Origin of the sequence: Stenotrophomonas sp. GD03877 (genome assembly GCF_029840555.1) — a bacterium.
Taxonomy (GTDB): domain Bacteria; phylum Pseudomonadota; class Gammaproteobacteria; order Xanthomonadales; family Xanthomonadaceae; genus Stenotrophomonas; species Stenotrophomonas geniculata.
In genome coordinates this window covers 26,311-49,044 of sequence record NZ_JAOCCT010000019.1, presented here as the reverse complement: position 1 = coordinate 49,044, position 22,734 = coordinate 26,311, and the positions used below count along the sequence as shown (strand labels likewise).

Below are 22,734 nucleotides of genomic sequence, written 5' to 3'. Positions count from 1 at the left end.
CTCCCTTGCCGAAGAGTAACTCACGCGTCGGCACTGGAACACAGGGAATTACATGCCTTCCATGTGGCCCCGTAAGGCAAGGAATCATCCAGCTGGCGCCATGGCCAGCTGGCAACACGGAATGCCACACGCGCGCGGACAACTATCCGCAGAAGAATTTGCTAGGTGACATTCCATCCAGGTGGCATTCCACGGAATAGCCACCAGCTAATCTCCGCAACCGGCAGAAAACGAAATCAGGCAGCTCAATGAGCTGCCTGATTCATTAATTCACGGTGCCGAGAAGTACTTAGCGGAAGTTAGCCGGCACGTACTTGGCATCGCACTTGTCATGCTTGCCAGCCCATGCGGTAATTTCGTTGCGAGTCGCATCAACGGTGGGGGTCAGAGTCAGTTCGCATTCTGCAGCCTTCGCACCGGTGGCCTTCGTCGTCACGGTAATCGCACCGTCGGTGCCACTCAGGCTCAGCGCATTCACGTACTGACTAATATCCTTGGTCGCCTCATTGCAACCAGCCTCAGCCAGAGTAGTCGGAAGCTTATTCTGTGAGGCGAAGTACTCCGACACCGAAGTCTTGCAGGCGCTCAGCGCCATGACAGATTCACTGACCTTCGCACGAACGGTGTAGTCACGGTAGGCCGGCAGCGCGATCGCAGCGAGGATGGCGATGATCGCAACGACGATCATCAGTTCGATAAGGGTGAAGCCCTTCTGGTTCTTCATAACGGTACGTCCCCAAGATAGGTGGTTGGTAATTTCAGTGCACAAGGCCAGACCGGCCGTCAGGCCGACTGAGCGGGCCCTACGCCCTGCGGGTGGTTCAACGCAGGTTGCATGCCAACACTGACATGCCTCCCCCTGGATTTCCCCAAGCCCATGATGGCAGCAATTTCGCGGATGGGAACCCCCCCTGATACGAATCTGCGATGGACGCGGCAATGTGACGCGGTACGTCACCTTTCGTCTCGCCAGGTCGAAAACCCTGCGCGGCGTCACGCCAGCGGGCTCCCCGGACGGCCTTGAACCGGCTACCATCGCCGGTCAGGATGCCCGCCTGGGGATGGCGGGCCTTGGGGAGCCAACATGTCTGTCAGTCGCAGTGCGATCAAGAAAGAGCCCGTGGCGCGTAGCACCATGGAGCTGCAGCCGTTTGTCTGGGAGGGGACCGACAAGCGGGGCATCAAGATGAAGGGCGAGCAGTTGGCGAAGAACGCCAACATGCTACGTGCGGAGCTACGTAGGCAGGGGATCAACCCGGGCCAAGTCAAGCCGAAGCCGAAGCCGCTGTTCGGCGCGGCCGGCAAGGCTGTGACGTCAAAGGACATTGCGTTCTTCAGCCGGCAGATGGCCACGATGATGAAATCCGGCGTACCGATCGTCTCGGCGCTGGAGATCATCGGAAGCGGACATAAGAACCCGCGCATGAAGAAGATGGTGGATGGGATACGCACCGATATCGAGGGCGGTTCCTCTCTGCATGAAGCCATCAGCAAGCATCCTGTGCAGTTCGACGAGCTCTACCGCAACCTGGTGCGTGCTGGTGAAGGGGCGGGCGTGCTGGAGACCGTACTCGAGACCATCGCATCCTATAAAGAGAACATCGAAACTCTTAAGGGCAAAATCAAGAAGGCAATGTTCTACCCAGCCATGGTGCTGGTGGTAGCTCTCTTGGTCAGCTCAATCCTTCTCATCTGGGTGGTGCCGCAGTTCGAGGAAGTCTTCAAGAGCTTTGGCGCAGATCTGCCGGCATTCACCCAAATGGTGGTGAACCTGTCCAGGTTCATGGTGAGCTGGTGGTGGCTGATGCTCATTGCCCTCATTGGCGCAATCGTTGGCACCATCATGTTCTACAAGCGCTCTCCGAAGATGCAGCATACGGTCGACCGGCTGATCCTGAAGGTGCCAGTACTTGGCCAGATCATGCACAACAGCTCGATAGCCCGCTTCGCCCGCACCACGGCAGTCACCTTCAAGGCTGGCGTGCCACTGGTGGAGGCACTTGGCATCGTGGCCGGCGCCACCGGTAACAAGGTCTATGAGGAAGGCGTACTGCGAATGAGGGACGATGTCTCGGTCGGCTACCCGGTCAACATGGCCATGAAGCAGCTCAACCTGTTCCCGCACATGGTCATCCAGATGACCGGCATCGGCGAAGAGGCCGGCGCTCTGGACGCCATGCTGTTTAAGGTGGCCGAGTACTATGAGCAGGAGGTCAACAACTCGGTGGATGCCCTGAGCAGCCTGCTGGAGCCGATGATCATGGTGTTCATTGGTACCATTGTGGGCGGCATGGTGATTGCGATGTACCTGCCCATCTTCAAACTCGGCGCCGTCGTCGGCTAAAGGTATCAATGGCATTTCTCGACCAGCACCCCGGCCTCGGCTACCCCGCCGCGGCCGCCCTGGGACTGCTGCTGGGCAGTTTCCTGAACGTGGTCATCCTGCGGCTGCCCAAGCGGCTGGAGTGGCAGTGGAAGCGCGATGCGCGCGAGGTCCTGGAGGAACCGGACTTCTATGAGCCCCCGCCACCGGGGATCGTGGTGGAGCCGTCGCACTGCCCCCACTGCAAGCACAAGCTGAGCTGGTACGAGAACATCCCGCTGTTCAGCTGGATCATCCAGGGTGGCAAGTGCCGCCACTGCAAGGCGCCGATCTCGCTGCAGTACCCGCTGGTGGAGGCGCTGACCTCGGTACTGGTGCTGGCCTGCGTCTGGCAGTTCGGTTTCGGCTGGCAGGGCTTTGGCGCCATCGTGCTGACCTGCTTCCTGATCGCCCTGTCCGGCATCGACCTGCGCACCCAGCTGCTACCCGACCAGCTCACCCTGCCGCTGATGTGGCTGGGGCTGATAGGCAGCATCGACAACCTGTACATGCCGGCCAAGCCCGCCCTGGTAGGCGCGGCGGTGGGTTACCTGTCGCTGTGGACGGTCTGGTGGCTGTTCAAGCAGCTGACCGGCAAGGAAGGCATGGGCCACGGCGACTTCAAGCTGCTGGCGGCGCTGGGCGCCTGGTGCGGGCTGAAGGGCATCCTGCCGATCATCCTGTTGTCGTCGGTGCTGGGCGCCATCATCGGCTCGATCTGGCTGTACAGCCGCGGTCGTGACCGGGCCACGCCCATCCCGTTCGGGCCGTACCTGGCCATCGCCGGCTGGCTGTACTTCATGTGGGGTGCGCCGCTGGTGGATCAATACCTGGTGATGAGCGGGCTGCGCTGAGGGGAGTCCCCATGAGCCGCTATGTGGTTGGCCTGACCGGGGGCATCGCCTCGGGCAAGAGTGAGGTGACCCGGCGCTTCGAGGCGCTGGGGATCGTGGTGGCCGACGCCGATCTGGCCGCACGGGCCGTGGTGGCCGCCGGCAGCCCCGCCCTGGCCCGCATTGCCGAGCGCTTCGGCGCCGACATTCTGCTGGCCGACGGCAGCCTGGACCGGGCCCGCCTGCGCGCCCACGTGTTCGCCGACCCGGCCGAGCGGACGGCGCTGGAAGCGATCACCCACCCGGCCATCCGCCTGCTGATGCAGCAGCAGTGCGAGCAGGCCACCAGCGCCTATGCGATTGCGGCCATTCCGCTGCTGACCGAGGTGGGTGGGCGGAAGGCCTACCCATGGCTGGACCGGGTGTTGCTGGTGGATGCGCCCGAAGCCGTGCAGCACGCCCGGCTGATGCGGCGCGATGGCATTGATGCCGCGCTGGCCGACCGGATGATTGCCGCCCAGGCCAGCCGCGCACAGCGGCTGGCGCTGGCCGATGACGTGGTGGTCAATGATGGGCAGCCGGAGGACCTGCAAGTGCAGGTGGAACAGCTGCATGCGCGGTATCTGGGGTTGGCCGGGGGTTGAGGCCGGGTTGCCGGCCAGCGGCCGGCACTACCGAAGTGCATCCACGCATGGCGTGGATCTGGGGATCTGCTGTGGAGCCGAGCCGATGCTCGGCTGCGACCATCAAGCCGAGCATCGGCTCGGCTCTACAAAACGCTCTGCATCCACGCGTGGCGTGGATCTACTCCAGCTGCAGGCGGGCGTAGCGGGCGAGTTCGCGCGCGCCGAGTAGCAGACCGTCGACCACATCGGGATTGAGCTGCTGGCGGGCACCGCCCTGCTCTCGCGCGAGTTCGGCGGCGTGCAGCAGCTGAATCAGGGTATTCAGACCGGCAAGCGTGCGGCTGAGGCCGGCCATCATGGCTGCCTGCGCCGGGCTGGCCCCCTGCACGTCCAGCGGCTGGCCGTCGGCGGCGTCGCGGCCATCCATGCGCGCCAGCAGGGCAGGCAGCAGGTCCTTGGGGTCATCCAGCAGAACTTCGACACGCTCGGCGACGTCGGCAGGCAGCAGGTGGGCGGCGTCGCCGCTCAGGGCGTGCAGCTGGGGGAACAGCGGGCGGTTGGACATGGTGGAGCTCCTCGCGGTCGGCAGGCCACCTGCAGATGCAAGGTGGCGGACGGTGCGGGTTGGCGTACCGGACAACTCCCAGATGGATGGAAACTCCGGCGGATTCCCGGGAATCCCCACGCACCGCCCGCCATGAAGCGAGCACAGTGCATTGTCCGCGATGCCGCGCGAGGCATCGGAAGCTTTCCATCTAACAGTTGATTTCAGGACGCCAATCCCGGCCAAGGCACCTGCCCTGGCCAGGTCATCAGGCCATCGCCGCACGCGGCAATCTGTAAGGGAATTCCCAAGTGCGGCGCGGGCTTGCCAATGCGTGCGCTGGAACACGCGCGGGGCGCGGCAGCGATCACGGTGGTGTCGTGTTGGGCCTGAGGCCCTATCGTCGCGCGAGGGGGATTAGGTGGCACAAGCGACACAGAGCGCAAAGGTCGGCAGGGTTCGTGCCGACCAAGGCCGGCACCCACCAAAGCAGGGGCCCTTACAACGGCTTCGGCGAGAACGTCAGGGTGGCGATCACGCCACGCTGGCCACCGGGGCGCACGCTCACCTGCCAGCCGTACAGATCGCACAGGCGGCTGACGATCGACAGGCCGATACCGCCGCCCTGCGAATGGCCGGCATGGGTGCCGCGGTAGCCACGCTGGAACAGCTTGGCCGCGTCTTCCTCGCTCAGGCCCGGGCCACTGTCGGTTACCGACACCGAATTGGTGCCGACGAACACGCGTACCTCGCCGTCCTGCGAGTACTTCACGGCATTGCCGATCAGGTTGCCCAGTGCCACCGACAGCGCCGCCTCGGGTGCATCGATCACCAGGTTGCGCTCACCTTCCAGCAGCAGCTCCAGCGGCTTGCCACCCAGCTGCGCTCGATGCGCGTCCAGCAGCTGCTCGGCCACGCGGGCGACGTTGCTGGTGCCCTGCCCGCGCTCGTTGCGCGACAGCAGCAGCAGCGCGCCGATCAGGTCGCTGCACTGCTGTTCGGCACGCTGGATGCGCTGCAGGCGCTGCAGCACCTTCTCGTCCAGGCCGGGCCGGGTCAGCAGCAGCTCGGTGGCGCCACGGATCACCGCCAGCGGCGTGCGCAGCTCATGGCTGACGTCTGCATTGAACTCACGGTCGCGCTGCACCACTTCGGTCAGCCGCGAGGAATAGTCGTCCAGCGCCTGGGCCAGCTGCCCCACTTCGTCGTCGGGGAAGCGTGGCGCCAGCGGTTCGGGATCGCTGGTGCCGCCGCGGTAGGCGCGCAGCCGCGCGGCCAGATCCGACACCGGCTTCATCACCTTCGAGGCCGACCACCAGCCCAGCACCAGCGACAGCACGCTGAACACCAGCACCGACAGCACCAGCGCGCGGTTGAGCTGCTTGCCGCCGCGCACGCTGTCGGTCATGTCATAGGCAAGGAAGAACCAGGCGTCGGGCGTCTTGCGCACGGCCAGCTTGTAGGAGTACGGCTCGCCGTGCTCATCGCCACTGACGCTGTGGATGCCATCGGAGAAGCCCGCCCACTGCGCGCGTTCTTCGCGCACCCGGTCGAACTTGTCCTTGGAATAGGCATAGGCCCTGATCTGCAGCACCGGCGCGTCCGGGTTATGCCCGGGGTGCTCGTAATAGCGGCGCGCATACTCGTCGATGTTGCGGTTCATCAGCTCTTCCACCAGCTGGTTTTCCACGCGCAGGCGGGCCCAGTTGGTGGCGAACGCGAACAGTGTTGTCAGGCAGAAGCCCAACAACACGAACGAAACGATGATGCGGCTGCGCAGGCGCCGCCGATAAGGCGTGCGCCGGCGCTCCCCCTTGGTTGCCACCGAATCAGGCTTCCGGGGTGGCGATGCGGTATCCGATGCCATGGCGGGTCTGGATCAGCGGCACTTCAAACGGCTTGTCGACCACCGCACGCAGGCCATGGATGTGCACGCGCAGGGAATCCGAATCGGGCAGTTCTTCGCCCCACACACGGGTTTCCAGTTCCTGGCGGGTCACCACGGCCGGGGCCGCTTCCATCAGCGCCTGCAGGATCTTCAGTGCGGTCGGGTTGAGCTGCAGCAGCTTGCCCTGGCGGCGCACTTCCAGCGTATCCAGGTTGTATTCCAGATCGCCGGTTTCCAGCACGCGGGTCTGCACGCCCTTGCCGCGACGCGACAGGGCGTTCAGACGCACTTCCACTTCCTGCAGCGCGAACGGCTTGATCAGGTAGTCGTCCGCGCCGGAATCGAAGCCGGCCAGCTTGTTGTCCAGCGAGTCGCGGGCGGTGAGCATCAGTACCGGGGTCTGCTTGCGCGCTTCATTGCGCAACTTGCGGCAGACCTCGATGCCGTCCATGCCTGGCAGATTGAGATCCAGCACGATCGCGTCGAACTCGTGCACCACGGCCAGGTGCAGACCGGTAACCCCGTCAGCCGCGAAGTCCACGGTGTGGCCCCGGTCCTCCAGGTAGTCGCCCAGGTTGGCCGCAATGTCGCTGTTGTCTTCGATTACCAGGATTCTCACTGTCACCTCTTAATTAAAAATCGCTTGTATTCATGCGTGTGCCGAGACGTTGGGCCTGCTGCAACTGGTTATCGCTCTCTTCTCTCTTGCGATTCCGTTCGGCCACCGTCATGCAACTCGTCTGTGGCCGGTTGGAACCCACAATCCGTTCGCGCCTGCATATTAGACGACTATCTTCACGCGCCTGTGTCAAAACTGTGTTCACGATCTGCTGGTCATTGAACACTTGGGTTCGTGTCGATTCAGGCATGCTCGCCGCATCCGGGAAGCGTTCGGAAGCCGATCGCAGGCGTCCCAGCACCTCGCGCACGCGGCTGCGCTCATCGGGTTTGAGCTCCGAATAGGTCTTGCCATCATTGATATCAGTCTCGATCCGCTCGACTTCTGCCAGCAGGGGCTTGCCCGGCCGGATCACCGCGGCCTTATCGTTGCCCGCCCATGCAACGGAAGACAGAGCGGCGCAGGAAAGCAGGCACGTCAAGAGCAATCCATATTTCATGGCAAACGTATCCTTGTTCGAATGTGAATGCCGACTGTATTGACGTCCCTTCATATGAGCAAGTGCCGCTCGGGAAGAGGAAACCGGGAGCTGGCCCTCACGGGCGGTGGATCGCCATAAAAAAGACCCAGGCGGTGCCCCGCCTGGGCCTGAAGTCGTATCCCGATACCGATCCTGCTGAGAGGCAGAGCTGCGGTTCGCTGAAGGCTACGCCGGCGCCGATTAAAGGCATGTTAAAGCCGGCCTCATTTGCCCATGAGAATTTCAAGCCATTGATTAATCATGGCTTTTTGAGCTTCTCGACGTGCTCGATGATGCGCGTGGCCACATCCACCCCGCAGGCGGCTTCGATGCCCTCCAGCCCTGGCGTGGAGTTGACCTCCAGCACCAGCGGGCCGCGCGCGGAGCGGATCAGGTCCACGCCACAGACCGACAGGCCCAGCGCCTTGGCCGAGCGCACCGCCACCTGCTGTTCAGCGCGGCTGGCCTTGGCCGCCACCGCGGTTCCGCCGGCATGCAGGTTGGAGCGGAAGTCCCCTTCCGGCGCCTGGCGCTGCATCGACGCCACCACCTGGTCACCGACCACGAAGCAGCGCAGGTCGGCGCCCTTGGCTTCGCCGATGAACTCCTGCATCAGGAAGTTGGCGTACAGGCCCCGCAGGGCCTCGACGATGCCACGCGAAGCACTGGCCTTCTCGGTGAGGATCACCCCCCGTCCCTGGGTACCTTCGTTGAGCTTCACCACGTGTGGCGGCGGGCCGAGCATGGACAGCAGGTCGACGGTGTCATCCGGGTTGTCGCCGAACACGGTGACTGGCATGTCGATGCCCTTGGCGGCCAGCAGCTGGTGCGCACGCAGCTTGTCGCGCGAACGCAGGATCGCGTCGGAGGGGTTGGGCGTACGCGCACCCATCAGCTCGAACTGGCGCAGCACGGCGGTGCCATAGCGGGTGATCGAGGCACCGATGCGCGGGATGACCATGTCCACGCCGGTCATCGGCCGGCCCTTGTAGTGCATCGAGAAACCATCGGCGGCAATGCGCATGTAGCAGCGCAGCGGGTCGAGGATGCGTACGGTGTGGCCGCGCGCGCGGGCCGCCTCGACCAGCCGGCGGGTGGAGTACAGGGAGCTGTTGCGGGACAGGATGGCGAGCTTCATCGCGGCAGGATCGGACGGCAGGCGCGCAGCATAGCGCGGGCGTGTGGCGGGTGGATGATGCCCTGCGGCGTGGCTTGACCGGCAGCGGGCGGCACACTGCGAGGACCTGTTCAGCGCGCATGGAGCGGCCGATGGCGATCACCGTGTTCCCGCGATTTTCCGAGGTGGACGTGCTTGGCCACGTCACCAACACCGCCCTGCCCGTCTGGTTCGAGGAAGGCCGCCAGGAGATCTTCCGGCATTTCAGCCGCGAGGCCAGCATGCGCGACCTGACACTGATCCTGCGTCGCTACGAGATCGACTTCCTGCAGCAGATACAGGCCGGGCACGAAGTGCGCATCGAGACCCGCATCGAGAACATCGGCCGCTCCTCGCTGTCGATCGTGCAGCAGGCGTTCCAGTTCGAGGCCCTGGTGGCCACCGGGCGCTGCGTGATGGTGCATTTTGACTACACCGCCAACGCCTCACGCGCCATCGATGCAGAGCAGCGCCGGGCGTTGTCCGGGCTGTTTACCGAGGAGTATGCGCAGCGGGTGAAGGCGGCAGGCGCATGAGCCATCCGCACTCGGTACTGACCGCAGCCCATTTCCTGAGCTTTTCCAGCGCCTTCCCGGCATGCATCCACAATGCATGCCGGAACCTCCTTGTTCGATTCGACGCTGTCTAACCTGTGACTGACGGCCGCTGATCCGCGCGGGGCAGGCGCAACGAGAAGTGCCCATCGCGGACACGCACGGCCAGTGCGGTTTCCCGCCATTCCACAGGCAAGGCGAGTACCGTGTGTGGCGTGGGGATGCGTGTGATCGCGTCGAACGTCCAGTGTTCCTCATAGGCGTCGCAGCGAAGCGTACCGTCATCGCCGGCCTCGATCACATCGATCCAGGCCCCACTGCGGGCCTTGCCGCTGCCGCCCGTCGCACGGCGGCCGATGGCCTGCCAACGCCCCTGCCAGTGGACGAGCCATACGTCCTCGATGGGACGCAGATCCCCATCAAGCACGCTGCCCGCCACCACCACGCACCGTCCGGACGGGCTGGTGATCACCGTCTCCAGATCGCAGGCGTGACGGTCACTGGGCTCGCCATCGAGACAGAGCGCGTACGGGCAGATGCGCGCGAACAGGGTCGGATGCGCGGTCAGGCGCAGATCGTCGGGAAACAGCGGGATGGCCTGCAACACCCGGGCATCCGGCAGGACATGCCGCAATGCCTGCGGCAACCCGGCGGCCAGCGCCGGATGCTCCGGTTCCAGCCATAGACCCCGGCAGGGGCGCAGCGTGGTCGATCGGCAGGGAAGATCCCGCAACCACATCGCGGCTTCGGCATCCCCGCCAAGCTGCCGGCGCTCGTGCAGTTCCTGCCAGAACAGGCTGGGAACAATCGCCAGCAGGTGCATCACCCTCTTGTCCGCTTCGTCGTAGACGATCACCGCTTCGCTGCGATCAACGTAGCCACTGGCCACGCGCAGCGCGCTTCCCGCCAGCGTCTGCCACTCGCCACTGGCATCGTGGCTGCCTCCGGTGGATACGCCCTCGACAATGGCGCCATCGCGCAGCATCTGGGTGCTGTAGGCCGGCCCTCCCATGCCCAGCTCGCCCCAATCCAACAGAACATCATGCGTGGGCGGCCGTGTGGCAAAGGGCAGCGTCGCCCGCGAGCGCAGCAGTGCGCCGCCTACGGCATCGCCGACCAGATCGAAGCGCTGCAGCACGCCACCCACTGCAAGGCACGCGGCCAGGGCGACGACCACGCCCAGCGGCGACCACCAGGCCACGCAGATGGCGACCAGGACCAGGAACGGCAGCCACTGGGTGAAACGGCGGAGAGCGATTCGATCAACGGTCATGCGGGCATGGTGACTGCGATTGCGCACCATTCAAACCTTCAACGCGGTGCCAGGCAATGGGGGTCGAACCGGCATTGCCGCTAGACTTTCCCTGATGATGGAACCGATGACTGCCGTGAACCGCCGGAATCTGCTGCTGGACGTACTACCGCGATGGAGAGCACTGGCCAAGGATCCGGGAGTACCGCGCCGCATGCTTCGCCTGCCGGACTGGCAGGCGGACTGGAACGCGGGCATGGCCCTGCTTGCGCGTCATGCGCGCAATGGCGGTGAACCTGCGGAGGAACCGCTGCAGGGGCATGCGGCACTGGAACATGCCTACGGCTGGGAAGCGGTTGCCCAGACCGGCAGCAACCTGCTGCTGAAAGGCACCGACCGCGGCTTCGCCCCCACGGCATTGCAGCAGATGCATGCCGACGTGACAGATCTGTGGCTGGAACACTCACGTTTGCTGGCGGTAGCCCAGGACAGCCTGCAACAGCAAGGCCACGACATCGCGCTGGCCGCGCCGTTGCAACCGCGCACAACGCAGCACTACGAATACGCCCTGCAGCTGTTGTCACTGGGCGTGCTGCTGGATGCGCAGGATCGTCTTCCGGCGCTGGTGGAGCAGGTGCTCTGCTTCGAAACCGACCGCGTGCTGGACTACCTCAGCGCGCCGGCACTCGGCCTTGCCGAAGCCAGCGATGCGATATTCCATCCACGCCCGTTCGCCGAGCTGTTCGCGCCATTGCGCGACGGTGAAGCACTCATCCCTTCCCAGCTGGCCGGCTACCTGCAGGTGCAGTACCGCGACTTCTTCCTGCTGTCGCCCAAAGCCCAGAAGCGGACCCGACGCCTGACCGGACCGAATGCCTGGGGTTACTGGGCGCTTGAGGTAGCAGCGCTGGTGGTGCTGTATGGCGGCGACGATGCCGCGCTGCGCACCTGCCCGCACTACCCTTCCGACCTGGTGGACTTCGCCCGGCGCTGAGTCAGGCGCCCGGCAGACCGGAAATGCCGCCGAATCGATTCTCCTCCTCGTTGCCCGGCAGCAGCATGACCGGGAAGAGGACGAATACGCCCAACGGGATGAAGGCGATCACGACGTACCAGCCAGACTCGTCGATGTCATGCAGTCGTCGAACGGCCAGGGCCAGCATCGGCGGAAGGAGGACGATGACCGCGCAGACCGTCATGCCCCACCCCAGCATCCGGAACGGCTCGAAGGCCTCGCCATCGAGCAGCACGGTGCCCGTCAGCCAGTATCCGCCGTCCATCAAGGTGTAGCTCGCTGCCACCACAAGCGCAGCAGACAGGGAGTACGACCAGAACTCTTTCCGGTTGGATCGCCCTGAAAAATCAAAGCAACGCCTGAGGGGCAAAAGTGCGGGGATCATTCGCGCTCCGGGCAGCGGACGATGGGTCAACGGTTAACGATCTTTTAGCATCCCCAAGCCCAGCACCAACTGAACCCTGCGGCCCGACGGGCCCGGCAGACAGCGGAGGTTGCAGGAGCCCGCCGCGGCAGCCGCGCAGCCGGAAACGCAGCGCGAACTACCGCACATTTCCATAGGCGTGGGCATTCTGAATCGAATCACTGGCTTGCAGCAGTGGCGGATTGGTCGAATTCCAGTTTTCCAGAATGGCGCCTCTGCTAGCGTCACTGCTCACTCATGGATTCGAGGTTTTGAATGGCTGCGATTTCTTTTCCGCTGATGCTTGCACTGCTTTCCACCCAGGCCCCGATGGCCGCAAACGCGGAACGTGATTACACCGGACCGGCAGGGGCATCCTCGATCGGGCCGGGCATCTGCGACCCCGGTATGGACATGCTGCCGAACGGCGGAGGCGTGGTGATCCGGCGCTGCGGCAAGAATGGAACGGTCGCGGGCGTTGGCAGCAATATCGATGCTGCGACGGCCAACACCAATGGCTTCCTTGCCGTCGCCGAGGAAGGCCCGGTATGCAGTGTTTTCGCACGCGATCCCTATGTCAGCATCCCGGCACCGGGTGTGGGCATCAAAGGAGAGTGCAGTTCCACTCCGATTTCCGCCTATGGCATGACGACCACCACTGCGGGACAGAACCTGCTTGAGCTGGCCATCACCCTGGCGGCGACGCAGGCGCGGTGCAATGTCGACTACTACTATGGGTCGGCACATGGCTATAAGTATCCCTACAGCTGCACTCGCCCGGGCCAATCCTGGAGCGTTGCCGGCCTTGGCTCCAGCGTCGACGATTCAAACGCGATGGCAATGCGGCTTGTGAAGAAATCATCCAAGACCGGTACGCACTGCTATTTTGACAACGCCGAGTTGAATGGCGTCGTCTTCCGCGCATACCTGCATTGCAACGGATCGACCTATACCGGTTTCGGGAGCTCTGTAACTGCCGCGGCCAAGGACGCGGCTGCGCAAGCGGGCGCATAAGCCACTCGGGCTGTGGTTCGGAGGAGCCACAGCCCAACACTGGGGAAAGAGAGTCCGGCGCGGCTGCCACACGCTCGACCTGGGTGTGGTTCAACGAGTGCGCCGCGCCTGCCTGGGGTGAATACCCTGGAGACATGGAGCGGGCGATGGGAATCGAACCCCAAAACGCCTAACCAGCTGTTTTCAAAGAACATCCTTGAAAAAGCAGGCGGAAAAAACGATACCTCAAACGATACCCAGAGCATACGGTCATCTTGGGGCATCACTCAAGGATCACGAGGTTGGCCGTGATGCGGCACGTTCGCATCCCCGTGCGTTCGCGGCCTCAGGCGCACTCGCACCGGTGGCAGAGCTCGTCATTGGATCCGAGCAAAGACCAGTGGGAGTTCGACGGCTCGGAGCGACAGCACCACGGCGGCTTCTCTGCAACCCCGGCGCGCCCAGCCCCATTGCTTCCCCGGCGGGCGGGCCGGGTGCTTAGGGAAGTCATCTACCAAAGCAACGAGGCTAGAGAACTCAGACACTTAGCTTTCGCCCGAGGGACGGGGCGGGTGGCGAAACCGTGTCTCCCGCGGGAATGCCCTGCCCTATGCACCAATGCCTTTTGGATCACTCCAGTAAGAATAAGAATGTCTGTACGTCTAGACGTCATTTAACAAGTTAAATGGGCTTGACTAAAAAGGAGCACCATTCAACATAGGAATCGGATGTCAAGGATGTCCCAGAACGCCCACCTGGCTTTCGGGTTGATTGCGATCGTCTTACTCTTTGCCTCCCCTCGTGCGGAAGCAGGCTTGGTCTGTGGACAAGGCACTGTAATGGGGAAGCGCCAACAGGTTTGCTATTCCGATGGCTGGGATGACCCTGGCGGCGGACCGGTCGGGAGTGGTCCCAGAGGAGCTGGTCCGGTTGGTGGGGACAATGGAGCGGACCAATACTGCCCGATTCTTTTGCGGTCGAAGCCAAGCGGCTGCGCCTCAGAAGGCGCCATCCAGGGGGCTGACTACGCCTCTGACAAGTTCATGATCGGCTCCGGACTCGCGACGGCCTTGTCGAATTTGTCAAACTCGAGCATCACAGCCCAGTCCCGGGGAGCGATCCAAGCCTCGCTTGCCCAGCATACCGTTGACCTCTCCGACATCAGAAGGCCATTGAACGAGGTGAACAGGACGCTGATCGATGGACTGGTGCAGGCATGTGAACTTCAAAGTCAGCACGACGCAGCGAACCCGCCATTCTCGCCTCACTCAGGCGGAGTGTCGCCTGGACTTAGGGCCTGCCTCGCAACGGTTTCGAGAGTCAACGGTGAGGCAGACTCAAACTTCGGAAGCTTCTTCCAAACCTGGCTCCACACGAAAGGGATTGTCTTGTCCGACCTCGGAATACCGCAAACCATCATCAACTGGTTTGCTCCCGAGAATTCGCTCAATGTGAAGTTTGAAAAGGCAAATGAGCAGAAGCAATGCAATCTTTGGTTCAAAGAGGTCCGTGAAAATGGCTGCTAAGGCGCGATTGATGATACCGGGCGTCCTTGTTTTGACCGTCACCGCAATGCTCTCGGGTTGCGGCAGGGGTGACGAAGCAAAGGACATCCATTCGACCCATGAGGAGGCCGCCGACATCGGAAGTGGTGCCACAGAACCCAGACCTGATGCGGCCTTGGTTGCAAATTCGAGCTCACTGGGCAGCTTGCCGGCAACCGCACTTCAGCAGTATTACGCCTGCAAGGCGGATTCGGGTTCTTGCAGCAAGGACCCGCTGGTGGCCGATAGTCCTGAGGAAGCACAGTGGCTCCTCGCTCGAGGCTATCCGACTCCGGATCAGGTCACAAATTCGCTCTCGTCCAGCGCGGACTCACTGAAGCTTGCCGCCGAAAAGTCCGGCGCATTGGTTGACAAGAGTTTGTATGGCCATGCCTTGCTACGCGAGGGGCGCTACAGAGAGGCGGTAGGCTCCATGGTTGATAGCTTTATTCAAGGCGGGAACATCTACGGTTTGTATCTTGCTTCGGACGCATACATGCACTCCGGGGAGCTGTTGAACCCTCCGCTTGCGCTGGCATACCTGCGACTTGCCTACCTTGCTGGCGATTCAAAGGCCGGCATAGCGCTTGAAATGGAGGCACCTCAGCTTTCTGCTCCGGAGCGCGCCAGCATCGACAGAAGGGCTGCGGAGCTGCGAAATCAGTTGTCCCCTGCCGGGAGCTGGCCGCGGCCGTAAACATGTGGTTGCCCTGAAGAAATGAGTGTGGGCCAAGCGCTGCTTGGCTCACACCGGAGCATCAGGACCCATACCTGGATCTTGGATGGGTCCCATCGGACTGCCCTTCCCTGCCGCTCCGGTTGCCGCACGCCAGATTGCAGAGTCACCAACGCGTGGATGTGCGCTCAGGACCGACCCGCCTGACGCGCAGCTGCTCGTGCTTCCAGGTGAACAATTCCTCGCTCACGCAACTGCCCCCGAAGCGTTCCGTGCTGAACCATCTTCTCGCCAATCATCAATAGCGCACCTGCGATCTCCGCAGGGTCCCAGTCATCGGCGCCCGCTGCGATGGTCAGCCCACCCAGCACGATCTTGCGGTCTGCATCTGCTGAGCGGAACAGCGCGGCGCGCTCCTTGGTTTTCTCACGTGCCGCCTGCCTGGCTTGCCGCTGCTTTTCCTGACGCTCGGCAATCATGAGCTTGGCATGTTCCTTTGCCGCTGCATCCAACATCTTTGCCAGTTTTAGTTTTTGCTTCTCGACGTCTGCCACGGCATGCCTGCTCACCACCTCTGATACTCCATGCAAGCAGAAATAGCGCGTGGCGCAAGAGGGGGGCGCATCGTTCGCTCAACGGATGAAGATCAGCATCACCAGTTTGTTCTCGGTGTTGGGCACGGTGCTGGTTTGGGTGCATCGGGCCACGATGGACTGGACATCGCCGGGATCGACCTTGGTGTCAGGGGTTCCCAATGTTCCTCCAAACGTGCCGACGTAAACGGCATCGACAAACGGCACAAGCAGGCGGCCACCAGCCGTGCCCTATCGCCGGCAGGCTCATGGAGAGGACGAACAAGGAAACGCGAACCGATGGCGGCACGCAAATCGATGGGCACAAGAAAGCGGGCGTATAGCCCACTGGGACGAGCAAGAAGCAGCGGCTTGGGCAAAAACGATACCTCGAACGATACCTGGACAGGTCGTTTGAGCGTTCGCTTTTCTGCCAAATCACCCGTGCGCTATCAACAACTTAAGCGCAGATCCGGTGAAAAATGGAGCGGGCGATGGGAATCGAACCCACGTCAGTAGTCGGGTGGGAAGGTGGCCTCGCGGCCACCCTCCCCCCTCAGAACCGTGCGTGAAAGTTACCCTTCACACGGCTCAAGCAGTCACGAACCCCCTTCTTCTATGGGAGGGGGCGACAGCCGTAGCCTGGCACGGGCGTGAAGCTGCTCGTGACAGGTGGTGTGGAGCAAAACAAGGTTGGAGAGGCGGTCAGACCCCCCGTACACCCTGAAAACCTTGTGGTGGATGTGCCAGCTGGTGCTGGTCAGTTTCCGCCCACAGCAGGCGCACTTGGCCTCTTGCTTTGTCCAAAGCCATAGCAGTTTCCTTTTCCCGGTCAGCGAGCGCTTCATGCGGTACTGCAACCGCTGATTAAAGTAGCTCTCGTCTTTGGGGTCGTAGGGGCTAACGTCAGACCGCACCTTGATGTACTCGCCGACCTTGAGGGACGACAGGCGCATCAGAGTGTGTTTACCAACACCGAAGATCCAGTCGCGGGACTTGTCGCGCCGGAAGTACCGACGTTTGATCCAGCGGAGACCTTTGGTGGGGTGACGGCGTTTGGCCCAACACCAGACCGCGTGGTGGATAAGGTGATCCAGTCTTGCGAACGGTTCTGAAGCGTTCACGACTTGGTGATACATGCCCCACCCCCGAATGATCGGGTTAAGGACGTGCAGTACGTCGTCTTGGGTGGATCCCCGCAGTAGCCGGAGCTGGCTGCGGATCTTAGCCATGAAGGCGTTGGTGTTTTGTTTCGACGGCCTTCTAAGGAGGAGATTTCCAAATTTCCGGAAGTTCCATCCCAAGAAGTCGAAGCCTTCGTCCATGTGTGTGATCTTCGTCTTGCTTTCGGAGAGCGTGAGCCCTCTTTCTGCGAGGAACTTGACGACGATCGGCTTGACCTTGCGTTCCAGGATCTCCGCAGAGGCTCCTGTGATGACAAAGTCGTCTGCGTAGCGGACGAAGTTGCACTTGTTGCGGCGTGGGAGCGCATCGATGAGCCGGCCCAATCCGTCAAGGACAATGTTTGCGAGCACGGGGGAAATGATTCCGCCCTGTGGTGTACCCGCGTCCGTCGGAAACAACTTACGGTCTTCCATGAAGCCTGCTTTCAGCCACTGCGACAGCACATGCCGGTCAATTGGTACGTGTTTCATCAGCCAGTCGTGACTGATGTTGTCGAAGCAGCCTTTGATATCCCCTTCCATCACCCAGCGTGAGCTGGTCTTCGTGCTCAGACAGGTCTTCAGGTGGGCGGCAGCGTCAGCTGTCGACCTGAAATTACGGAACCCGTATGAGTGAATGTCCCCATATGCTTCGGCGACGGGGTCGAGCGCAAACAGATACAGCGCCTGCATTGCTCGATCTTTCATCGTCGGTATACCGAGAGGGCGGGTGCCACCTCGGGCCTTGGGGATGTGGATTCGGCGAAGCGGTTTTGCCTTGTATCCCTTGCGTTGCAGGGAGTTGATGGCATTCCACTTTGCCGCAGGTGTCGACCACGTTGCACGGTCTACACCCGGGGTACGACGGCCTTGGTTCTCCGTGACTCGACGTACAGCCGTTGCTTTGGCTGCAGTTGAGCGGACAAGTAGTTTCTGTAGGCGTGTGACCCTACGCCACTGCTTATCCTTAGCTGCCTTCGCTATTCTTGCCTGCATCCTCGACACAGCGCAGCTTGTGGCTTTCCAGTTGATGGAGTGCCAGTTGCTGAGGTGTGAGGAGGCGACATCACCATCGATGATGGCGTCCATATCTACCTCCTGGAGTGGAGCGGGTGAAGGGAATCGAACCCTCGTCAGTTGCTTGGGAAGCAACAGCTCTACCATTGAGCTACACCCGCCCAGAGCCCGTCAGGGGATAGACGCCCCAAAGGGGAGTCGTTCCCCGTTGGGTGTGAGTTTGCGAAGCCTGTCTAGCGACAGACCACCCGGTGGAAGTCAGCACCCTTTCGGGTTGGGGCGATCTTTTCATCCCCTATCCCCTCGATTACAGAGAGGCATTCGCTTACTCCACCATCCTATACCCACTTGGTCATCGTTTCTCCTTGCGGAGAACCTAGTCGCCGAGGCGACAACCAGTTGGGCTTACCACGTTCCGTACATGCAACAGAGTACCTAGGATCTCGCCTTTTCGCCGGAGGTGCAATTGTCAGCGTGTCTCTACCAAGCAGAGAAACATCCGACCTCGTCCCGTTTTGGGTAGGGCCCAGTCGCAGTTGGCCCGTCTAGCTTGACGACGTTTATATGGCGATTCGTTTGTACTGATCCTTGATACTCAGCCTAGCGCCTACTCGGTTACGACTACCGAGGTCACGAGTCCTCCCTCACGGGAGAATCGTATCCGTGAGGATGGCTACATTAACGGAGAGCTTAGCACCGGAGAATTACTTCTCCCGCACCACTCCTTGGCTACCGGTGGCTGAACACCGGGTTGGTTCGACAACCCTTGGCAGGGTGGACGACCAACAATTGCATGCACAGCCTTCGCCGTGCCAGTAGGGATGTACTCCTACCGTTCAACGTATCGTCCACCGTGTTGCTGGGGGACGTTTTGCTGTCAGACCGAGATCTGTACAGCTGTGGCCAGGAAACCGCCTGGTCGGTTGAACGTGCGGCACGGCTCGTGTCGCACGCTTGGGAAGCTACAGCTCTACCATTGAGCTACGCCCGCATTGCGGGTGAAAGTCTATGCGGAGCGGCCGGTGTTGCGCAATGGTGGCCGCCGCACCCGCCGGGCACGGCCCGGCGCTGCCGTGCAGGCATCCCAGGCACCTTGCGGTGCCCGGGATGTTGCATTCATCAGAAGCTGCCACCCACGGTGGCGAAGATCGTCGCGTCACGGGCGCGCTTCTGCGCGGCCGTGGTGCTCAGGCCAACGTTGCCCTGCAGGCCAAACAGGTCCATGCGCGCACCCAGTACGGCGGTGGCGTAGTTCTTGTCGAAGTCCAGGCCCGGCACGCGGTAGCTGCCCAGTTCCGGCAGAGTCTGCAGCCAGGCGCTGGCCTGCTTGGTGTCCTCGAACTCGTGGTCGTAGGTCACCTGCACGTAGGGCTTGACGGTACCGCCATCGAAGCGGGCCTGCCAGCCGACGCGGCCGACGGTCGAGTCGACGTTCTGGCGGTCGTAACCCAGCGCAGTGGCCATGGTGCCGGCGGTGGCGCTTTCGGTGTAGCCGTCGATCTTCACCTTCTGCCAGATCACCGAAGCAATCGGGCCGTGGCGGAAGCCACCTTCGGTGCCGAACTCGTAACCGGCATTCAGTGCAGCGGTCAGGTTGCTGCCATCCGGCGAACCACCATGCTCACGGGTGGCCGGGCCCAGCTGGACCTTGCGGTTCACGTCATACGACAACCAGGTGTAGCTGACCTGGCCGTTGACCCAGACGCGGTCGCCATACCAGGCAGCGAACAGGCCGGCGGTGGTGTCCTTCTGGGTGAAATCGCCACGGCTGTTGCCGAAGTCGGCACTCATGCGGCCGAAGCCGGCGAAGCCGCCGACCACCACACCGTTGCGTGCCCAGTCGACACCGAACAGGCCGGCCGGCGCCACGCCGTCGTACAGGTCGGCGTGGTCATAGCGCTGCATGTCACCGCGCACGCCACCCCACCACGACAGGCCATCGGCCGGACGGGCGCCCAGGTGGTTGCTGACCTGGTCGGCACGCGAACGGCCGACCGTCTGTGCCGAGTGGCTCAGCACCTGCTGCAGGCGCGGAGCCTCCAGCACCGAGACGGCGTACTGGCCCAGCAGCTGGTGACCGGTCACGGTGGGATGCACGCCATCGGCGAACAGATAGGTCTGGTACGCATCGGGGCTGACGTAGGTCGTCGGGTTGCAGCCGATGATGCTGCCCGTGGTGTTGGCCGGGTTGATCTTGCAGGCGGTGCCGGTGACGTTGGTGAAGCCGTACATGCCCGGGTTGGCGGTCACTTCACGCAGGATGCTGAAGGTATCGAGCGGAATGAACTCGATGCCTGCCTGCTTCAGGCCGCCGTACAGCGCCTTGTTGTAGCCCACCGACATGGCGGTGGCGGCTGCCGCGTTGGGGCCGCGGAACTGCGGGGTGATGCCCACGTCCGGCAGGTTCGGCACCAGCACGTACTGGGCACCGGCCTGCTTCAGAGCGCCGACCAGCGCGATCTGGTCGGTGGCCGCCGCGCCGATGATGCCCTGCACCTGGGCCGGCGACGCACCCGCGCCGGCAGCACCGGCCGCGGCGAACAGGTCGTTGGCGCCGCCCCAGACGGTGTACAGGGCATTACGATCAGCCTTTCCGCCGTTTGCGGCCAGGTAACGGGCCGCCTGCGACTTCAACGACGGGATCGCGCCAAGGGCACCACCGCCTTCGACCGACACGCGGGCACCGCCGACAGCGTAGTTGTCGCCGTTCTGGCCGTTGCCGTTGGGGTCCTTGTTGAGGCCGTAATAATTGGCGACCTGCTGCGACCACACCCAGCCCGGGTTGGTGGTGAACTGGCCGGAGAGCCCCTGGGTGGCCTCAGGCAGCAGCGGGCGGAAATAACCGGCGTCGGTGAGGCTGTCGCCGAAGAACACCGCCTTGGAATACGGACTTTCGCCTGCCATGGCCGGAAGCGCGGCCAGCGCGATCGCGGCCGCCATCAGGGAGCGGATCGGGCGTTTGCTGAGCAACATGTAAGAAACTCCTGTGGGGATATCGTTGAGGATCCGGCGCACGTACGCCGGCGCACGGTGAATGGTTTCACCGCGCCGCGGTTTGCTCACGCTGCGCCGCCGCATGGATTGTCGCCTGATCACGCCGGAACCCGCTGTGCTGGAGCTGGCGCCCGGTTCAAATTGCAAACGTTCCGATCCCGACGGGCTATCAGCGACAATGCAGGGATGAACATCCAGCTCAACGGCGAACCCCGCACCCTGCCCGCCTCGGCGACCCTCCACGACCTGCTCGAGGCCGAGCAGCTGCTGCAGCGCCGGGTGGCGGTGGAGGTCAACGGCGAGATCGTCAGCCGCAGCCGCCATGGCGAGCACGTCCTGGCCGAAGGCGACATCGTGGAAATCGTGCACGCGCTGGGCGGGGGCTGAGACCTGTGCGGGTTTGCCGGCCAGCGGCCGGCACGCCATTGCGTGATCCCATCTTCAGGCGGATAGGCGATAATCGCGCCATGAACGTTCATGTCTCCCCCGATTCGCTGGTGATCGCCGGCAAGACCTATGGCTCGCGGCTGCTCACCGGCACCGGCAAGTTCAAGGATCTGGAAGAAACCCGCCTGGCCACCGAGGCTGCAGGCGCCCAGATCGTCACCGTGGCCATCCGCCGCACCAACATCGGGCAGAACCCGGGCGAGCCCAACCTGCTCGACGTGCTGCCGCCGGAGCGCTACACCATCCTGCCCAACACCGCCGGCTGCTACACCGCCGAAGACGCGGTGCGTACCTGCCGGCTGGCGCGTGAGCTGCTGGACGGCCACAACCTGACCAAGCTGGAAGTGCTGGGCGACCAGAAGACCCTGTACCCGGACGTGATGCAGACCCTCAAGGCCGCCGAACAGCTGGTCAAGGACGGCTTCGAGGTGATGGTCTATACCTCCGACGACCCGATCCTGGCCAAGCGCCTGGAAGAGATCGGCTGCGCTGCGGTGATGCCGCTGGCCGCACCGATCGGTTCGGGCCTGGGCATCCAGAACAAGTACAACCTGCTGCAGATCATCGAAGACGCCAAGGTGCCGATCATCGTCGACGCCGGCGTGGGCACCGCCTCGGACGCGGCAATTGCGATGGAGCTGGGCTGTGACGGCGTGCTGATGAATACCGCCATCGCCGGTGCGCGCAGCCCGGTGCTGATGGCCAGTGCGATGCGCAAGGCGGTCGAGGCCGGCCGCGAGGCGTTCCTGGCTGGGCGCATCCCGCGCAAGCGCTACGCCAGCGCCTCCTCTCCGGTGGATGGGCTGATCGGCTGATGACCAATCCTTTCGACAGCGCCGGTTCCAAGGCTCCGCCCAAGCCCTTCACCGTCAGCGAAGGCCGCCGCGAGGTGCGCAGCTTCGTGTTGCGCCAGGGCCGCTTCACCCCCGCCCAGCAGCGCGCGTTCGACGAACGCTGGCCGCGCTTCGGCATCGATTACAACGGCCAGCCGCGTGACCTGGACGCCACCTTCGGGCGCCCGGCGCACAAGGTGCTGGAAATCGGCTTCGGCAACGGTGCCGCGCTGCGCTTCGCCGCCCAGCACGACCCGTCGCGCGACTACATCGGCATCGAAGTGCACGCGCCCGGCGTGGGTCGCCTGCTGAACGCGCTGGCCGACGACAACGCCGACCACGTGCGCCTGTACCACCACGATGCGGTGGAAGTGCTGCAGAACGAGATCGCCGATGGCGCGCTCGATGAAGTGCGCATCTACTTCCCGGACCCGTGGCACAAGAAGCGCCACAACAAGCGCCGCCTGCTGCAGCCGGCGTTCGCCGAGCTGCTGGTGCGCAAGCTGCGCCCGGGTGGCCGCCTGCACTGCGCCACCGACTGGGAAGACTACGCCGAGCAGATGTGGGACGTGCTCGATGCCACCGCCGGCCTGGTCAACCGCGCCGGCCCGCGTGGCAGCGTGCCGCGCCCTGACTGGCGCCCGCAGACGCACTTCGAGACCCGCGGCCAGAAGCTCGGCCACGGCGTCTGGGACCTGCTGTACGACCGCACCTGACGATCGC

Annotated in this window: 23 protein-coding genes, 1 tRNA gene and 1 pseudogene; 11 read left to right on the top strand and 14 right to left on the bottom strand. The window is 63.2% G+C overall.

Features of this window, described 5'->3' with window-relative positions; translation table 11 throughout:
* Positions 1 to 289 precede the first annotated feature (289 nt).
* The gene (locus N5D20_RS14775) at positions 290 to 724 is read right to left on the bottom strand and encodes a pilin (protein ID WP_049481728.1); all 435 of its coding nucleotides are present in this window, start codon (positions 722 to 724) and stop codon (positions 290 to 292) included.
* 360 nt (positions 725 to 1,084) lie between these two features.
* Between N5D20_RS14775 and N5D20_RS14770 the strand changes: the two genes are divergently transcribed.
* Genes N5D20_RS14770 through coaE form a run of 3 tightly spaced genes read left to right on the top strand, consistent with a single transcriptional unit; the run spans position 1,085 to position 3,839 of the window.
* Positions 1,085 to 2,344 (top strand): type II secretion system F family protein, encoded by a 1,260-nt coding sequence (locus N5D20_RS14770; protein ID WP_107380263.1) that lies wholly within the window; start codon positions 1,085 to 1,087, stop codon positions 2,342 to 2,344.
* Between the two features lie 8 nt (positions 2,345 to 2,352).
* On the top strand, positions 2,353 to 3,216 hold the full coding sequence (locus tag N5D20_RS14765) for an A24 family peptidase (protein WP_197579561.1): 864 nt from the start codon (positions 2,353 to 2,355) through the stop codon (positions 3,214 to 3,216).
* An 11-nt stretch (positions 3,217 to 3,227) separates the two neighbouring features.
* Positions 3,228 to 3,839, top strand: coding sequence for a dephospho-CoA kinase (coaE, locus tag N5D20_RS14760; protein WP_197579560.1), 612 nt, complete (start codon positions 3,228 to 3,230; stop codon positions 3,837 to 3,839).
* Between the two features lie 160 nt (positions 3,840 to 3,999).
* On the opposite strand, the gene N5D20_RS14755 is transcribed toward coaE, so the two are convergent.
* The 5 genes from N5D20_RS14755 to rimK form a co-directional block, all read right to left on the bottom strand.
* Complete coding sequence (locus N5D20_RS14755; protein WP_197579352.1) at positions 4,000 to 4,386, bottom strand: hypothetical protein; 387 nt, start codon at positions 4,384 to 4,386, stop codon at positions 4,000 to 4,002.
* A 478-nt stretch (positions 4,387 to 4,864) separates the two neighbouring features.
* Positions 4,865 to 6,232, bottom strand: coding sequence for a HAMP domain-containing sensor histidine kinase (locus N5D20_RS14750; RefSeq protein ID WP_032952284.1), 1,368 nt, complete (start codon positions 6,230 to 6,232; stop codon positions 4,865 to 4,867).
* Complete coding sequence (locus N5D20_RS14745; protein WP_005410804.1) at positions 6,195 to 6,872, bottom strand: response regulator transcription factor; 678 nt, start codon at positions 6,870 to 6,872, stop codon at positions 6,195 to 6,197. Before N5D20_RS14745 ends, N5D20_RS14750 begins: the two co-directional genes overlap by 38 nt.
* A gap of 13 nt (positions 6,873 to 6,885) precedes the next feature.
* Positions 6,886 to 7,371: a hypothetical protein gene (locus N5D20_RS14740; protein ID WP_159360514.1), complete on the bottom strand. Its 486-nt coding sequence runs from the start codon at positions 7,369 to 7,371 to the stop codon at positions 6,886 to 6,888.
* Positions 7,372 to 7,651: 280 nt separating this feature from the next.
* A complete protein-coding gene (rimK, locus tag N5D20_RS14735) occupies positions 7,652 to 8,530 on the bottom strand; it encodes a 30S ribosomal protein S6--L-glutamate ligase (protein WP_005410807.1) in 879 nt (292 codons plus the stop codon).
* A gap of 131 nt (positions 8,531 to 8,661) precedes the next feature.
* Between rimK and N5D20_RS14730 the strand changes: the two genes are divergently transcribed.
* Positions 8,662 to 9,084 (top strand): thioesterase family protein, encoded by a 423-nt coding sequence (locus N5D20_RS14730; RefSeq protein WP_197579351.1) that lies wholly within the window; start codon positions 8,662 to 8,664, stop codon positions 9,082 to 9,084.
* Between the two features lie 109 nt (positions 9,085 to 9,193).
* On the opposite strand, the gene N5D20_RS14725 is transcribed toward N5D20_RS14730, so the two are convergent.
* The gene (locus tag N5D20_RS14725) at positions 9,194 to 10,375 is read right to left on the bottom strand and encodes a hypothetical protein (RefSeq protein ID WP_279914942.1); all 1,182 of its coding nucleotides are present in this window, start codon (positions 10,373 to 10,375) and stop codon (positions 9,194 to 9,196) included.
* 106 nt (positions 10,376 to 10,481) lie between these two features.
* Between N5D20_RS14725 and N5D20_RS14720 the strand changes: the two genes are divergently transcribed.
* Positions 10,482 to 11,348 (top strand): PoNe immunity protein domain-containing protein, encoded by an 867-nt coding sequence (locus N5D20_RS14720; protein WP_279914941.1) that lies wholly within the window; start codon positions 10,482 to 10,484, stop codon positions 11,346 to 11,348.
* Position 11,349: 1 nt separating this feature from the next.
* Here N5D20_RS14720 and N5D20_RS14715 read toward each other — a convergent pair whose 3' ends face one another.
* A complete protein-coding gene (locus N5D20_RS14715; protein ID WP_019336442.1) occupies positions 11,350 to 11,754 on the bottom strand; it encodes a DUF805 domain-containing protein in 405 nt (134 codons plus the stop codon).
* Positions 11,755 to 12,048: 294 nt separating this feature from the next.
* Between N5D20_RS14715 and N5D20_RS14710 the strand changes: the two genes are divergently transcribed.
* From N5D20_RS14710 to N5D20_RS14700, 3 genes are all read left to right on the top strand, one after another.
* On the top strand, positions 12,049 to 12,786 hold the full coding sequence (locus tag N5D20_RS14710; protein ID WP_019336443.1) for a hypothetical protein: 738 nt from the start codon (positions 12,049 to 12,051) through the stop codon (positions 12,784 to 12,786).
* A 716-nt stretch (positions 12,787 to 13,502) separates the two neighbouring features.
* Complete coding sequence (locus N5D20_RS14705) at positions 13,503 to 14,291, top strand: hypothetical protein (RefSeq protein WP_154583050.1); 789 nt, start codon at positions 13,503 to 13,505, stop codon at positions 14,289 to 14,291.
* Positions 14,281 to 15,006, top strand: coding sequence for a hypothetical protein (locus tag N5D20_RS14700; protein WP_197579348.1), 726 nt, complete (start codon positions 14,281 to 14,283; stop codon positions 15,004 to 15,006). The genes N5D20_RS14705 and N5D20_RS14700 overlap by 11 nt, the downstream gene beginning before the upstream one ends.
* Before the next feature lie 167 nt (positions 15,007 to 15,173).
* Here N5D20_RS14700 and N5D20_RS14695 read toward each other — a convergent pair whose 3' ends face one another.
* From N5D20_RS14695 to N5D20_RS14670, 6 genes and pseudogenes are all read right to left on the bottom strand, one after another.
* Positions 15,174 to 15,539: a conjugal transfer protein TraD gene (locus tag N5D20_RS14695; RefSeq protein WP_197579347.1), complete on the bottom strand. Its 366-nt coding sequence runs from the start codon at positions 15,537 to 15,539 to the stop codon at positions 15,174 to 15,176.
* Positions 15,540 to 15,617: 78 nt separating this feature from the next.
* Positions 15,618 to 15,785: a hypothetical protein gene (locus tag N5D20_RS14690; RefSeq protein WP_154583052.1), complete on the bottom strand. Its 168-nt coding sequence runs from the start codon at positions 15,783 to 15,785 to the stop codon at positions 15,618 to 15,620.
* Positions 15,752 to 15,994 (bottom strand): annotated as a pseudogene (locus N5D20_RS14685) (hypothetical protein); the annotation flags it as partial. The pseudogene N5D20_RS14685 and the gene N5D20_RS14690, both read right to left, overlap by 34 nt.
* A gap of 162 nt (positions 15,995 to 16,156) precedes the next feature.
* Positions 16,157 to 17,809: a group II intron reverse transcriptase/maturase gene (ltrA, locus tag N5D20_RS14680; RefSeq protein WP_164106453.1), complete on the bottom strand. Its 1,653-nt coding sequence runs from the start codon at positions 17,807 to 17,809 to the stop codon at positions 16,157 to 16,159.
* A 15-nt stretch (positions 17,810 to 17,824) separates the two neighbouring features.
* Positions 17,825 to 17,898, bottom strand: a tRNA-Gly gene (locus N5D20_RS14675).
* Positions 17,899 to 18,856: 958 nt separating this feature from the next.
* Complete coding sequence (locus N5D20_RS14670) at positions 18,857 to 20,710, bottom strand: autotransporter domain-containing esterase (RefSeq protein WP_049437326.1); 1,854 nt, start codon at positions 20,708 to 20,710, stop codon at positions 18,857 to 18,859.
* A 207-nt stretch (positions 20,711 to 20,917) separates the two neighbouring features.
* On the opposite strand from N5D20_RS14670, the gene thiS reads away from it, so the two are divergent.
* The 3 genes from thiS (at position 20,918) to trmB (ending at position 22,727) form a co-directional block, all read left to right on the top strand.
* Positions 20,918 to 21,118: a sulfur carrier protein ThiS gene (gene thiS / locus N5D20_RS14665; protein ID WP_010481472.1), complete on the top strand. Its 201-nt coding sequence runs from the start codon at positions 20,918 to 20,920 to the stop codon at positions 21,116 to 21,118.
* Between the two features lie 80 nt (positions 21,119 to 21,198).
* On the top strand, positions 21,199 to 21,993 hold the full coding sequence (locus tag N5D20_RS14660) for a thiazole synthase (RefSeq protein ID WP_049437329.1): 795 nt from the start codon (positions 21,199 to 21,201) through the stop codon (positions 21,991 to 21,993).
* The gene (gene trmB / locus N5D20_RS14655) at positions 21,993 to 22,727 is read left to right on the top strand and encodes a tRNA (guanosine(46)-N7)-methyltransferase TrmB (protein WP_010481468.1); all 735 of its coding nucleotides are present in this window, start codon (positions 21,993 to 21,995) and stop codon (positions 22,725 to 22,727) included. Before N5D20_RS14660 ends, trmB begins: the two co-directional genes overlap by 1 nt.
* Positions 22,728 to 22,734: the final 7 nt, after the last annotated feature.

What these genes read in the sequence shown, in the direction of transcription:
- N5D20_RS14700 (WP_197579348.1), top strand. Translation starts at nt 14,281, where the DNA reads ATGGCTGCTAAGGCGCGATTGATGATACCGGGCGTCCTTGTTTTGACC.
- N5D20_RS14730 (WP_197579351.1), top strand. Translation starts at nt 8,662, where the DNA reads ATGGCGATCACCGTGTTCCCGCGATTTTCCGAGGTGGACGTGCTTGGC.
- N5D20_RS14755 (WP_197579352.1), bottom strand. Translation starts at nt 4,386, where the DNA reads ATGTCCAACCGCCCGCTGTTCCCCCAGCTGCACGCCCTGAGCGGCGAC.
- thiS (WP_010481472.1), top strand. Translation starts at nt 20,918, where the DNA reads ATGAACATCCAGCTCAACGGCGAACCCCGCACCCTGCCCGCCTCGGCG.
- N5D20_RS14725 (WP_279914942.1), bottom strand. Translation starts at nt 10,375, where the DNA reads ATGACCGTTGATCGAATCGCTCTCCGCCGTTTCACCCAGTGGCTGCCG.
- N5D20_RS14670 (WP_049437326.1), bottom strand. Translation starts at nt 20,710, where the DNA reads ATGTTGCTCAGCAAACGCCCGATCCGCTCCCTGATGGCGGCCGCGATC.
- N5D20_RS14750 (WP_032952284.1), bottom strand. Translation starts at nt 6,232, where the DNA reads ATGGCATCGGATACCGCATCGCCACCCCGGAAGCCTGATTCGGTGGCA.
- rimK (WP_005410807.1), bottom strand. Translation starts at nt 8,530, where the DNA reads ATGAAGCTCGCCATCCTGTCCCGCAACAGCTCCCTGTACTCCACCCGC.
- N5D20_RS14705 (WP_154583050.1), top strand. Translation starts at nt 13,503, where the DNA reads ATGTCCCAGAACGCCCACCTGGCTTTCGGGTTGATTGCGATCGTCTTA.
- N5D20_RS14770 (WP_107380263.1), top strand. Translation starts at nt 1,085, where the DNA reads ATGTCTGTCAGTCGCAGTGCGATCAAGAAAGAGCCCGTGGCGCGTAGC.
- N5D20_RS14740 (WP_159360514.1), bottom strand. Translation starts at nt 7,371, where the DNA reads ATGAAATATGGATTGCTCTTGACGTGCCTGCTTTCCTGCGCCGCTCTG.
- N5D20_RS14775 (WP_049481728.1), bottom strand. Translation starts at nt 724, where the DNA reads ATGAAGAACCAGAAGGGCTTCACCCTTATCGAACTGATGATCGTCGTT.
- N5D20_RS14765 (WP_197579561.1), top strand. Translation starts at nt 2,353, where the DNA reads ATGGCATTTCTCGACCAGCACCCCGGCCTCGGCTACCCCGCCGCGGCC.
- N5D20_RS14660 (WP_049437329.1), top strand. Translation starts at nt 21,199, where the DNA reads ATGAACGTTCATGTCTCCCCCGATTCGCTGGTGATCGCCGGCAAGACC.
- trmB (WP_010481468.1), top strand. Translation starts at nt 21,993, where the DNA reads ATGACCAATCCTTTCGACAGCGCCGGTTCCAAGGCTCCGCCCAAGCCC.
- N5D20_RS14715 (WP_019336442.1), bottom strand. Translation starts at nt 11,754, where the DNA reads ATGATCCCCGCACTTTTGCCCCTCAGGCGTTGCTTTGATTTTTCAGGG.
- coaE (WP_197579560.1), top strand. Translation starts at nt 3,228, where the DNA reads ATGAGCCGCTATGTGGTTGGCCTGACCGGGGGCATCGCCTCGGGCAAG.
- ltrA (WP_164106453.1), bottom strand. Translation starts at nt 17,809, where the DNA reads ATGGACGCCATCATCGATGGTGATGTCGCCTCCTCACACCTCAGCAAC.
- N5D20_RS14720 (WP_279914941.1), top strand. Translation starts at nt 10,482, where the DNA reads ATGACTGCCGTGAACCGCCGGAATCTGCTGCTGGACGTACTACCGCGA.
- N5D20_RS14710 (WP_019336443.1), top strand. Translation starts at nt 12,049, where the DNA reads ATGGCTGCGATTTCTTTTCCGCTGATGCTTGCACTGCTTTCCACCCAG.